12 protein-coding genes and 2 pseudogenes are annotated in these 11951 nt (G+C 68.4%); 10 read left to right on the forward strand and 4 right to left on the reverse strand.

Annotated features, from left to right (window positions below; all coding sequences use genetic code 11):
- Nucleotides 1-6 precede the first annotated feature (6 nt).
- Complete coding sequence (locus OG782_RS33785; protein ID WP_406457600.1) at nt 7-921, reverse strand: diiron oxygenase; 915 nt, start codon at nt 919-921, stop codon at nt 7-9.
- A gap of 343 nt (nt 922-1264) precedes the next feature.
- Between OG782_RS33785 and OG782_RS33790 the strand changes: the two genes are divergently transcribed.
- From OG782_RS33790 to OG782_RS33800, 3 genes are all read left to right on the forward strand, one after another.
- The gene (locus tag OG782_RS33790) at nt 1265-1693 is read left to right on the forward strand and encodes a DUF3592 domain-containing protein (protein ID WP_406457601.1); all 429 of its coding nucleotides are present in this window, start codon (nt 1265-1267) and stop codon (nt 1691-1693) included.
- A 681-nt stretch (nt 1694-2374) separates the two neighbouring features.
- Entirely contained in the window at nt 2375-3913 is a 1539-nt protein-coding gene (locus tag OG782_RS33795; protein WP_406457603.1) for a polysaccharide lyase family 1 protein, read from the forward strand.
- A gap of 459 nt (nt 3914-4372) precedes the next feature.
- Entirely contained in the window at nt 4373-5053 is a 681-nt protein-coding gene (locus OG782_RS33800; RefSeq protein WP_406457604.1) for a helix-turn-helix domain-containing protein, read from the forward strand.
- Between the two features lie 46 nt (nt 5054-5099).
- Here OG782_RS33800 and OG782_RS33805 read toward each other — a convergent pair whose 3' ends face one another.
- Nucleotides 5100-5732 (reverse strand): universal stress protein, encoded by a 633-nt coding sequence (locus tag OG782_RS33805; protein WP_406457606.1) that lies wholly within the window; start codon nt 5730-5732, stop codon nt 5100-5102.
- Here OG782_RS33805 and OG782_RS33810 point away from each other — a divergent pair.
- From OG782_RS33810 to OG782_RS33840, 7 genes and pseudogenes are all read left to right on the forward strand, one after another.
- A complete protein-coding gene (locus tag OG782_RS33810; RefSeq protein WP_406457608.1) occupies nt 5680-6585 on the forward strand; it encodes a universal stress protein in 906 nt (301 codons plus the stop codon). The two genes, OG782_RS33805 and OG782_RS33810, sit on opposite strands and share 53 nt — an antisense overlap.
- Before the next feature lie 249 nt (nt 6586-6834).
- A pseudogene (locus tag OG782_RS33815) lies at nt 6835-7158 on the forward strand (PEP/pyruvate-binding domain-containing protein); the annotation flags it as partial.
- Nucleotides 7159-7273: 115 nt separating this feature from the next.
- Nucleotides 7274-7828 carry a PEP/pyruvate-binding domain-containing protein gene (locus OG782_RS33820; RefSeq protein WP_406459417.1) on the forward strand — a complete coding sequence of 185 codons (555 nt, stop codon included), beginning with the start codon at nt 7274-7276 and terminating at the stop codon, nt 7826-7828.
- A 33-nt stretch (nt 7829-7861) separates the two neighbouring features.
- Entirely contained in the window at nt 7862-8356 is a 495-nt protein-coding gene (locus OG782_RS33825) for a flavodoxin domain-containing protein (RefSeq protein WP_406457610.1), read from the forward strand.
- Nucleotides 8357-8405: 49 nt separating this feature from the next.
- On the forward strand, nt 8406-8999 hold the full coding sequence (locus OG782_RS33830) for a hypothetical protein (protein WP_406457612.1): 594 nt from the start codon (nt 8406-8408) through the stop codon (nt 8997-8999).
- Nucleotides 8992-9237, forward strand: a pseudogene (locus OG782_RS33835) (cation-transporting P-type ATPase); the annotation flags it as partial. The gene OG782_RS33830 and the pseudogene OG782_RS33835, both read left to right, overlap by 8 nt.
- 52 nt (nt 9238-9289) lie before the next feature.
- Complete coding sequence (locus tag OG782_RS33840; protein WP_406459419.1) at nt 9290-9778, forward strand: HAD-IC family P-type ATPase; 489 nt, start codon at nt 9290-9292, stop codon at nt 9776-9778.
- On the opposite strand, the gene OG782_RS33845 is transcribed toward OG782_RS33840, so the two are convergent.
- Both OG782_RS33845 and OG782_RS33850 read right to left on the reverse strand, forming a co-directional pair.
- Nucleotides 9756-10406, reverse strand: a complete 651-nt coding sequence (locus tag OG782_RS33845; RefSeq protein WP_406457614.1) for a CBS domain-containing protein — start codon at nt 10404-10406, stop codon at nt 9756-9758. The genes OG782_RS33840 and OG782_RS33845 overlap by 23 nt on opposite strands.
- A 61-nt stretch (nt 10407-10467) precedes the next feature.
- Complete coding sequence (locus OG782_RS33850; RefSeq protein ID WP_406457616.1) at nt 10468-11895, reverse strand: MBL fold metallo-hydrolase RNA specificity domain-containing protein; 1428 nt, start codon at nt 11893-11895, stop codon at nt 10468-10470.
- Nucleotides 11896-11951 lie beyond the last annotated feature (56 nt).

The following is an 11951-nucleotide window of genomic DNA, read 5'->3' on the forward strand; positions in this document are numbered from 1 at the left end:
CTCGGATCAGATCAGGTGGGCGCGCTTGTAGAAGAACAGGGCCGGTCTGGTCAGCAGCCGGGCCGATGCGAGGAACTCCATCAGACCGGAACAGCTTGAACGCATCAGGGACTTGTGGTGCTCATTGGCGCGCGCCTCGGTGCGGGCGCGCTCGGCGTCCAGCCCCGCGTTCGCGTAGACGTCACGGTTCACCATGCTGGTCACGATGTAGTACGAGGCGATGGCCACCACGAGAGCGTTGATCCGCCGGCGCACCGGGCCCGCGCCGCGCAGGTGCTTGCGGGTCTCGTCGCGGGCGAACTTCATGTGCCGCGACTCCTCCACCACATGGATGTTGTTGATCGTCCGGACGAACGGCGCGACCCGTTCGTCCCGCATCCAGTCCCGCTGCATCACATCGAGCACCTCCTCCGCCACGAGGATCGCGGCGTACGCGGCCTCGCCGAAGGCAAGTGTCTTGAAGGCGCGGCCCAGTTCGACCACCATCCGGTGCGGCCGGTAGGCCGGTGCGCCCAGCTTCGCGGCGCCGCGGGCGAACATGATGGAGTGCCGGCACTCGTCGGCGACCTCGGTGAGCGCCCACTGGAAACGCGGATCGGTCGGGTCCTTGGCGTACATGTCGCGCAGCACCATCTGCTGCAGGATCATCTCGAACCAGATGCCGGTACTGGCGACGGACGCGGCTTCCTGGCGCGTGAGCGCCTTGCGCTGCGCCTCGCTCAACTCCCGCCAATACGCGGTGCCGTAGAGCGTGCTCCACTCGGGGCTCGCGCCGTGGTGCTCCGTGTCCAGAGGGGTGTCCCAGTCCACCTCGGTGGCCGGGTCGTACGACAGCTTCGCGGCCGATTCGAGCAGGCGCCCGGCGACGTCCTGCTCGGCGAGCCGGTCCTGGTCCTCCGGCCGAACGGTGCTGCTTGCCATGCTGTGACTCCTTGAATCGAGAGATCGACCCGAGGCCGCCCGGCCCCCTCCATGCGGTGTCCGCCCGATGGGATCGATGGCCGCCGAGCGCCGCCCCTCGCTTGTTAGACGTTACGTCTAGCAAGCTGTTAGACGGAAGGTATAGCAAGAGGGTCCTGCGGGCCTACCCCCGCGGAGGAAATCCGTACCGTCTCTCCATGACGCGGTGCTTTCACCCGCGTTGCTCCGGGGCGTGAGGCCCGGGCGGCACTTGTCGCCTGCGGCGGACCGGGGGATCATGGCGTTCCGGTCGCGGCCCGGGTCTCCGGCCGCCGCGCCGCGCCTGCCGACTCCTGGGGGAGAGATGGTCGTCGTCGCCGTCGTGTATTTCTTCGTTGCCCTGACCGGGGCCGTGATCTTCGCGAGGGCCCTGGACCGGCAGCTCCAGGGGCCGCGGCTGCGGGCGGCCTGGGACGGACTCACCGCCGAGGCCAAGTGCACGGCGGTGCGTTCGGAGGAGATGACGGACGCCGAGGGCGTCCCGATGGTGCTCTCGCATGCCACCCTGTCATTCCGTACGGCCGACGGCCGCACGGTCGAATTCGAGGAACGCCAGGCCCGACTCGACGTTAAGACGGGCGAGTTCGTGACAGTGCACTACAGCGAGCTTGATCCGGAGTCCGCGACCGCCCGTACACCTTCCTTTGTGCCGCGCCATATCAGGGCGCTCGCCGCCGGGGTCGGTGGCGTCCTCGCCCTGGTGACCTCGGCCGCGCTGGCCATGGTTCTCTGACTGGTTCGGGGCGGTCGACGTCCCTGCGCGCGGGCCTCGTCCGGTCCGGAGCCGTCGAACGGTGAGTCTCCGCTGAATTTCGTGGACGGGCGCGGTCTCCATCCGGTCGTTGCGCCGTCGAGGAGTGCTCCGCCCGCCCGGCAAGGGCTTGTGGCCTCAACATGAGTCAGCTGCGCAGGAGTTGACCGCTCCCTCTCCGCCTTCTGGGTGTCGGCGCCCCGCGCCTCGGGCGGCGCGCGACCGTTACGACCCGGTAACGCCGGGATGGCGAACCGTCGCACGGTGCGAAGGGGAAGAGAGCGCATTCCGCATCTGCTGAGAACCTTGTCAACCAACCTTGGCGGTCCTATCCTCGGGGTGCAGAAAGCGCTTTCCCTCCTCATGAGTCTCCCATCGGGTGGATGTCAACGTCGCGGAAGCTCCTGCGACTTCGATACTCCAGTCACTGCCGCCGCTTCGATGCGGTCCGGTGTGGGGCTTCGCGCAGCGGCCGACGCCGACTTCGCAGATCCGGTCCGCGGCACAACCGCCGGCCCGAGTGCGACGAGAACCTGCCCGGCGACAGGCCGGCAGCTTCGACGGTCTGCCTGCACCACCGCGGTACGCAGCATCAGCACGCGTCACACGACCACGGTACGCAGCTCCAACACCCGCAATCCGAAGACGAATAGGGAGACCGACATGAGGCGACCAGTCGCCATGCGACTCAGTGCCGCACTGTCCACGATGGCCCTCGCGGCCGCGGCAGGCGCGGCCCTGACGATGCCGGAAGCGTCGGCGGCGACCGGCGGTGCCACCGGCTACGCGAGCCAGAACGGCGGCACCACCGGCGGCGCGGGCGGGCAGACGTTACGGGCCACCACCGGGACCGAGATCCACGCGGCCCTGTGCGGCCGGGCCAGCAGCAGTACCCCGATCATCATCGAGGTCGAGGGGACCATCAACCACGCCAACACCGAGAAGGTGTCGGGCGACAGCTGCAACACCGCCGCGGGCGTGATCGAGCTCAAGCAGATCAGCAATGTCACGATCGTGGGCGTCGGCAGCGGTGCCGTCTTCGATCAACTGGGCATCCATATACGCCAGTCCAGCAACATCATCATCCAGAACGTCACGGTCAAGAACGTCAAGAAGTCCGGATCACCCACGTCCAACGGCGGCGACGCCATCGGCATGGAGAGCGACGTCCGCAACATCTGGGTCGATCACACCAGCCTGGAGGCGTCGGGAGGGGAGTCGGAAGGGTTCGACGGCCTCTTCGACATGAAGGACAACACGCAGTACGTGACCCTGTCCTACAGCACCCTGCGCAACTCCGGCCGCGGCGGCCTCATCGGGTCGAGCGAGACCGAACTCTCCAACGGCTACGTCACGTTCCACCACAACCTGTACGAGAACCTCGACTCCCGCACCCCGTTGCTGCGTGGCGGCATCGCCCACATCTACAACAACTACTACGTGAAGCTCAACGAGTCCGGGATCAACTCCCGGGCCGGGGCCCGCGCCAAGGTGGACAACAACTACTTCAAGGACTCCAAGGACGTCCTCGGCACCTTCTACACGGACGCGGCCGGCTACTGGCAGGTCAGCGGCAACACGTTCGACAACATCACCTGGTCCGCACCCGGCAGCGAGAACAACCCGGCCGGGCCGAACCCGCAGTCCAACACGACGGTCAGCATCCCCTACTCCTACAGCCTCGACGCGGCCTCCTGCGTGCCGGACATCGTGAGCCTGACGGCGGGCGCGGGCAAGGGACTCAAGGTGTCGGACGGCAACTGCTCGGCACAGACGCCCACACCGACCCCGACGCCCGACCCCACCGACCCCACCCCGGACCCGACCCAGCCCGCCGGAACCAACCTCAGCACCGGCGCCGGCGCCGACGGGTCCGGCAAGGCGAGCGGGACGAGCTACGGCAACGTGGTGGACGGTGACATGAACACCTACTGGTCACCGGCCGGCACGACCGGTTCCGTCTCGGTCAAGTGGGCCTCCGCCACCACCGTTTCGAAGATCAACATCAGGGAGGCGGCGGGCTCCGCGGGCAGTATCGGCTCCTGGCGGGTGCTGAACGGTGACACCGGAGCCGTCCTGGCGTCCGGCAGCGGTGCCGGCGTCATCGCCGTCCCGGCCACCTCGCTGCGCAAGATCACCTTCGAGATCACCGGCTCGACGGGCACGCCGAGGATCGCCGAGTACGAGACGTACGCCGGCTAGCGGAGCGGCCCGTCCACTGCCGGGTGGGACCACGCAGCGGGGGCCCGGCGTGTGGGTGTTGAGCGGTCCGCTTCATGCCGCCGGAGTAGGTCGAGGCGGGCTGTCCGCGCTCGGACTCGGGGTCTTCGTCTGCGGAGTGCTCTGCTCGGACGAAATGGGGCTGGTTCCAGCCGAAGCCCGACGAGCCCTCGTGGCTCGGGGTTTCACTGGTCGTGTGGCTGGTGCCGGCCGGTCTGCTGCTGATCGGGCTCGGCATGGGCGCGCCGGCCTCCCGGCTCGGGTCGGTCACCGTATCCGCAGTGCCCGAAGCACGGACCGTGGACAGCTCCCTCAGCTCTCCTGCGGTCCAGCCACCGCCCGCGCCCAGTGGGAGCACGGGTGTGGTCCCGCCCTGCGCCTGGCTCCGACTCTCGCTAGCGTTGGTGCGTACGACGTGTCGATGGACAGGGAGCTCCGAGGATGCCCTCACAACCGCATTCGGCGAGAGGTGACATCGGTCGACGTGTTGCCATGCGTCGCAAGCAGCTGGGCCTGTCCAGGCAGGATGTTGCCTTGCGCGCAGCCGCGGCGCCCGGCTACATCGAGTACGTGGAGGAGCACTCCTCGGCGGCGCCGGGTACCGGTTTTCTGCTTCGGCTGGCCGACGCCCTCGAAACAACGGTCGAGGAGCTGACGGGCGCGACCGGGGATCTGCCGGCAGGGCTTGCCAAAGCGGCCCAGCAAGCCCAAATGGTGGAACTCGACGAAGCGGATTCCTGGGTCCTGCTCGGCGATCATGGTGTGGGGAGGGTAGCGCTGTCCAGTGGAGAGGGGCCGGTGGTGCTGCCGCTGAACTATCAGGTTCTGGACGGCGAGGTCATGTTCAGCACTGCTGAGCACTCCCCGCTCGCCGCCGCCGATGGCACAGAGATCGCCTTCGAGGCCGATCACATCGACGACGCCTTCAGCAGAGGGTGGAGTGTTCTGCTCGTCGGGCCCGTTCATGTGGTGGCGGATGAGGAAGCCGCTCGCCGGCTCAGGGAGTCGGCCTACTCGACACCGTGGGCGGGGGAGGGGCGCGCGCACGTCATGGTGCTCTCGCCACGACGCATCACCGGTCGCAAGATCATCGTGCGCGGTGCCCCGGGCGACGACAGCTGAGTCCGAGGTGAGCGCACCTCGATGCCCAGTGCTTGTCTGAGCACGCTCACTGGTGCGGGACGACTGCGACCGGTGCGCCGCTGTGATGGATCGCGGCTTGGGCCACGTGGCCGAGCCGGATGTCTGCTGAGTCCCCGTGACCCCAGCACCCCTGGTTTGCGGCGGCAGTGAGTGCATCGGCCGCACGGCCCTGTGCCGTGTCCGTGGTGACCTCAAGGCTGGGGTGTCGACTACGGGCCGCGTCCGCGGCGTCGCGCGGGAGGCTCTCGGTGCGGTCTCCCTGAGCCCGGGCAGAATCCGGTGATCTCTCGAGGTCGGCCGGCGTCTCCTCCACGTGGACAAGGAGCAGGGGAATGGCCCGGAGCATCGCCTCTCGGGCTGCCCGGCTGACTGCCGCAACGCTCGAGGCGGAGCCGTCCACTCCGACGGCGACGCGACGAGTCATGACAGAGCGTCCTCGCACCAGGTCCCGGGTGGGGAACCACGTACGAGTCCAGCGTCCCTTCGACGCTCCGGGTCCCGGGAGGGCCGACAGGTCTCGATCGGGGCCGAAGGGCCCCTCCTCGTGAGCCGGCGGTCGGTGCAACGGTGGTCGAGTAGTTCTGGGCCACCCGCGAGGAGGAGCCATGACCAGTGACTTTCCCGGCCCTCCGGAACTCGGGGCCGTCGTCGTCGGCATCGACGCGTCCTCGCAAGCACGGACAGCTGCCCTGTGGGCGGCCGCGGAGGCCGACCGCCGCGGGAGGCCGCTGCACATCGTTCATGCGGGCGATACCGACCGGCGGGCCATCCTCTCCTCAGCCGACACCATCCAGGCGTTGCGCGAGAGCGCACGAGAACTCCTTGCCGGCACCGCCGACGCCGTGGCTGAGCGCTTTCCCGGCCTGACCGTGACGAAGGAGCTGAGTCGGCAGGAGCCGGTGGCCGGGCTCTACGCGGCCGCGGGAAACCGGGGAACGATCGTTGTGGGAAGCAGGGGTCTGGGCGGCTTCGGTGCTCTGATGCTCGGGTCGGTCAGCCTGGGAGTGGTCTCGCGGACCAAGGTTCCGGTGATAGTCGTGCGAGGCGAGCCCGACCGGACCGAGACGGGTGCGTTCACTGCCGCCGTGTACGGAGCGTCCGATCTCGACTGGCTGATGGTCGCGGCCGCCGAGGCGCAGGTCCGTCATGCGGCACTGCGTCTGCTGAGCGTGTGCAACGTTCTGGCCCACGTCGGCAGCGTCACCACCATGCTCGACGATGTCGGCGGCATCGCGGAGCAGAGGGTGCACGAGGTGGCTGCCATGGCCGATCGTGTCAGGGCACGCTACTCCGGCCTCACGCTCACCCATCACGTCGAGACGGGAACCAGCGTCCCCGGTGTTCTCGTCGAGGCCACGGCCGACACCGACCTGCTGGTCATGGGCAGCAGGCATCGGGTGTTCCGGGCCGGTCCTGCCTTGGGGTGCGTCAGCCACGCGCTGCTGCACCACGGTCGCTGTCCGGTCGAGATCATTCCCCCCGACTTCGCGGTGGCGGGTGCCGAACCGTGATGGTTCCACCCGTGCGCGACGCACAGATGTGTCCGTACGAACCGGTACTGAGGTCGGCGGTCTTCCTCACGCCGCCGGGCAACGGGTCCCGGTCCACATCTTCGAAAAGGTGAGTTCCATGGAGCGCATTCGGATCCCGGTACGGCCGCAGTGGCCGCGCAGGCCCTCGCCGCTGGATCTGCGAACCCCGTCCGGCCGCCCGCTGCCCTACTGAGAGGCACGCCGGAACCGCACTGCACGGAGGCCGTCATGGCACCACACCCCCACGTCATACCGTTCACCGAACTCGGCCGTAGGGACGTCGGCAAGGTGGGAGGGAAGAACGCGTCGCTGGGGGAGCTCACCGCACATCTCGGTGCTGCCGGAGTGCGGGTACCGCCCGGTTTCGCCACGACGGCCCAGGCTTATGAAGAGCTGCTGGATGCCGGTGGACTGCGCACATCGATCGTCGAACAGATCAGCCGCCTGCACGAGGGGGCTCCGCTGAACGCGGTCGGCCCAGCCATTCGTGCCCTGATATTCCAGGGAGCGCTGCCCGTGGCGCTACAGGACGAGATTGTTGCTGCCTACGAAGACCTTGGCCGGGCGACAGGGCAGGAAGACCCGCGGGTCGCCGTGCGCAGCAGCGCCACGGGCAGAGGACCTGCCGGAAGCCAGCTTCGCAGGGCAGCAGGAGACGTACCTCAATGTGCGGGGGCCGCAGCAACTCCTCGAATCGTGCCGACGCTGCTTTGCTTCACTCTTCACCGACCTTGCCATCGACTACCGGGAGCGCATGGGTTTCGACCATCTGTCCATCGCCCTGTCGGTGGGAGTGCAGATCATGGTCCGCTCGGACCTCGCCGGTGCCGGAGTGATTTTCACGTTGGATCCGGAGACGGGATTTCCCGATGTGATCGTGGTGAGCGCGGCATGGGGGCTGGGCGAGACCGTCGTCAGCGGCCAGGTCGATCCCGACGAGTACACGGTCTTCAAGCCGAGTCTCAAGGACCCCTCACTCAACCCGTTGATCGACGTCCGGGTCGGGTCCAAGAAGTGCAAGACCGTATACGCGGAGACCGGGCTGACCCGCACGGTGGAGACACCCCCGCACCAGCGCACCCAGCGCGTGTTTCGGGACGACGAGACACGCACCCTGGCCCAGTGGGCGGCAAGGTGGACGCCTTCTGCACGGACGGTGTCCTCACCATTCGCGCCGCGCTGGTGGACAGGGCGGAGTCGAGCGAGTACAGCGTCCCGGTGAAGCGCGGTGACGGCCGGGGGAGGAGGAACCGACATGACATCAAAGCGTGTACTGGTCGTGTACGGCAGCAAACACGGAGCGACTGCGGGGATTGCGGACGAGCTCGGGAAGACTCTGCGGGACGATGGGTTCGACACGGTCGTCCTGCCGGCCGACACGGTCAGCGACGTGAGCGGCTACGACGGGGTCGTGCTCGGTGGTGCCCTGTACGCAGGGCGCTGGAACAGCAAGGCGACCCAGTGCGCCCGGCGCAATGCGGAGGAGCTTCGGCACCGCCCCGTCCGGCTCTTCAGCAGCGGCCCGGTCGACAGTTCCGCCGAGCAGCGCGACATAGCTCCGGTGCACGGAGTGGCACGCTGGATGAACAGGATCGGCGCTCGGGAGCACATCACGTTCGGTGGGGCGCTCGGCGCCGAAACCCCCGGCAGGATCGCCCGTGCTCTGGTCCGCCGGGGCAAGGGCGGTGACTTCCGCAACCCCGAACGCATCCAGGAATGGGCGCATCACATCGCCGACGAACTCACCTGACTTCGGATGGGTGTCCCGGCTCCCCCTCTTCCGGCTACGGAGGTGCGACATGGACAACAGCGACGGCTCCCCGGCTCCCGCCGACGGCCTGTTCGCCGTGTCGAAGCCCGTCAGACGCCGCGCTGTGATCTTCGCGGCGGTGATCGCACTGATCTGCGGCGCGATAGGCGGAGGAGTCCTGTGGAACACCGCTGCCCGGACGGACGGGGCCACGGCCGCACACCGGCATCGGATCATCGCCACCACGACCGACCGGGCCGGCATCATCGCGGCGGCCCGGTACGGGGCGACGCCCGTTTCCACCGCGCCGGCCTCATGGCAGTACCCGGCTCACGTCCCTCGGAGCGGAAGCATCCGTGTTCAGGCAGGTACGCCCAAGGGTGACGAAGTGGCGATCTGGGTGAATGGCGCAGGCACGTACCAGGCCCAGTCCCCGCCCAGCGTCTCCCAGCGGGTCTTCACCTCCATGGCTGTCGGCGCAGGGGCTGCCGGTGTCGTCGGACTGGCGGAGGTCACCGTCGTCCTGCTGGCCCGGCGGCGGGCCATGGGCCGTCGCCTCGTCGCGTGGGAGAGGGAGTGGGAAGAGGTCGAACCCGTATGGACGGGTCGGCTCCGTCGAGAACCCGGACACGACGATGACTGAGTCCGTCCCGAGCGGCGACACCCCGCTCCCCGCTCTCCCTCCGCATTTCGATCCGAGCGAGCCCGTGCCACGGCTGCGCCGCGAACTGGCCACAGGCCCCGACGGGATGTCGGCGCGCGAGGCGGCCCGGCGCCTCGCTGTTCACGGACCCAACGAAGTACGAGCCAAGGCGCACTCCTCCTTCGTGCGGGAGCTGGTCACGCAGCTCGTCCACCCTCTGGCGCTGCTTCTGTGGGCAGCGGCCGGCCTCGCCTTCATAGCGGATCTTGCCGTGCTGGGCCATCTTGGCGGTGATCGCCGTCAACGCGGCCTTCGCCCTGCTTCAGGAACGGCAGGCCGAGCGTGCCGTCGAGACACTCGCGCGCTATCTCCCGGAGCACACCCTCGCCGTGCGGGACGGCCGGCCCTGCACGGTGGAGTCCCGCGATCTCGTGCCCGGAGACGTGATCCTCCTGGAGGAGGGCGACAAGGTTCCCGCGGACGCACGTGTGACGGAGGGGGGAGTGGAAGTAGACCTGTCGATGCTGACGGGGGAGTCCGCCCCGGTGGAGCGGGCGGACGCGGCGGGCCGCCTCGGCGCCCCGCTTCTCGAGGGGCCGAACCTGCCCTCAGCGGGACGGCCTGTGCCGAAGGCCAGGCGCGGGCCATCGTGTTCGCCACCGGTGACCGGACGGAGCTGGGACGCATCGCCGCCCCCTTGTGCGGGGCACGGACGAACTGCGACGCGCTCGGCGCCGCAGTCATCGGTGAGCCGCTTCAGGCAGATTCGGAAACGGTGATTTCGCACCGCACGTCCACGACGCCCTCAACGGTTTGTGCCAGCCGGGCGGCCACCGGTACGAGAGTCCCGTCGTGCACCTCTCCGGACAGGGTCACGACACCGTCGGTGACGTCTACCCGCGCGTTTGCCGAGGGCAGGGGGAAGAGACGCTCGATGACCTGGTGCCGGACGTCGTCGGCGAGTTCGGAATCCGGCTTGAGGAACACCTTCAGCAGATCGGACCTGCTCACGATGCCTGCCAGCGTGTCCATGTCGACGACAGGGAGGCGTTTGATGTGGTGGGTTGCCATGAGGCGGGCGGCCTGCGGCAGAAGAGCGTCCGGGGAGATGGTGACGGCCGGACTGGTCATCAGGTCTCTGGCACACAGCGAGCCCGCCTTCTCCGTGTCTCCCAGGCGGCGCATCTGCTCGATGAGACCGGGGCTCCTCTCGTGGAACTCTTCCTTGGGGAGCAGGTCGGCTTCCGAGACCACCCCGATGACACGGTGTTCTTCCTCGAGAACGGGGAGGGCGGTGACCTTCCATCGGGCCATGGCTTCGACGATCTCCTTGAAACCGGCTCCTGGCGCAACCGCCACGACCTTCTTCGTCATGACATCTGCGACGTTGTACGGGCGTGTGGCCATGGCGCTGTCCTCAGGGAGTTGACTGGTTCCACGACGGTGTGCCGTAGGCGAGGGTGGTTCGTCATCGGATCAGAACCGCTTCACCGGAGCGGGGGACGACGGCGGTCCATCCCAGCTCGTGGTCGATGCGGGCGCGCAGCACCTCTGACGATGCCTCCTCGCCGTGAACGAGGTAGGTGGTGTGCGGGGGCAAAGCATCGCGCAGCCAGTCGAGAATCTGGCCGGCGTCGGCGTGCGCGGAGAAGTGCGGAACGTCGGCCACCTCGGCGCGTACAGGAACGTACTCACCGAACATCTTGAGGGCGCGAGCGCCGTCCACCAGGTCCCTGGCGCGGGTGCCGGCCGCGGCGAAGCCCACGATGACCACGCTGTTGCGGGGATCCGGCAGCAGCCGGCTGAGATGGTGAAGGACGCGGCCGCCCGTTGCCATGCCTGCCGACGAGACGATGACGCACGGTCCCCGTGACCTGTTGATGGCGATGGACTCCTGCACCGTCCGGGCGGCCAGGAAGGGCTCCGGGCTCAGCGCGTTCGGCCCTTGGTCCAGTACCTCGGGCCGCAACTCGGGGGAGCGGCAGCGCAGCGCATCCTGGTACACGTCCAGGGCAGCCAGGGCCATGGGGCTGTCGACGAAGACGGGTACGGATCCGGGCAGGACTCCGTTGCTGCGGAGGCCGGCCAGTTCGTGCAGGACGACCTCCGTGCGGTCGATCGCGAAGGCCGGGATGACCACGGTGCCTCCGCGGGACACGGTGCGCTCGATGACCGAGGCGAAGTCGTAACGGCCACCTTCCTGGTCGTGGTCACGGTCGCCGTAGGTGGACTCCATGAGCAGCACGTCGGCCCCGGAGAACGGCTCGGGAGGGAGGAGGAGGGGGTGTCCCGGCCGGCCGAGGTCTCCGGACACGGCAAGGCTGTGTCCGTCCTCCAGGGTGAGATGGGCCCACACGGCGCCGAGGATGTGACCCGCGCGGTGAAGGGTCACGCGAGTGCCGGCCTCGATTTCGGTCTCGCTGCCGACAGGCAGGGGGTCGAAGTACGTCAGGGTCTTCTCCACGTCGGCCTCGTCGTACAGGGGCTCGGCCGGGTGGTGCTTCGACCAGCCGTGCTCGTTCGCGTTCCTGGCGGATTCGATCTGGAGGCGGGCGCTGTCGCGCAGGACGATCGCTGCAAGGCGGGCGCTGTCGGCGCTCATGAGAATCGGGCCCCTGAATCCCTGCCGTACCAGTCGGGGCAGGTAGCCACAGTGGTCCAGGTGCGCGTGAGTGACGACGACGGCGTGGATGTCGCGCGGCTCGCGGGCGAACTTCTTCCAGTTGCGCCGTCTCAGGTCTGCGAAACCCTGGAAGAGGCCGCAGTCGATGAGAACGCGGGACCGGTCGCCTTCGATCAGGAACTTGCTTCCGGTCACGGTTCCCACACCGCCGAGGAAGGTGAGCAGCGCCGGCCGGGGGACCGTGCGGACGGGGCGAGGAATCGCTTGGGACATGGGCACCCCTTGGCTTGAGCGGGCATTTCCACCATCGCACCCGGTGAAGGAAGGCG

It is taken from the genome of Streptomyces sp. NBC_00876 (assembly GCF_045207435.1).
GTDB lineage: Bacteria > Actinomycetota > Actinomycetes > Streptomycetales > Streptomycetaceae > Streptomyces.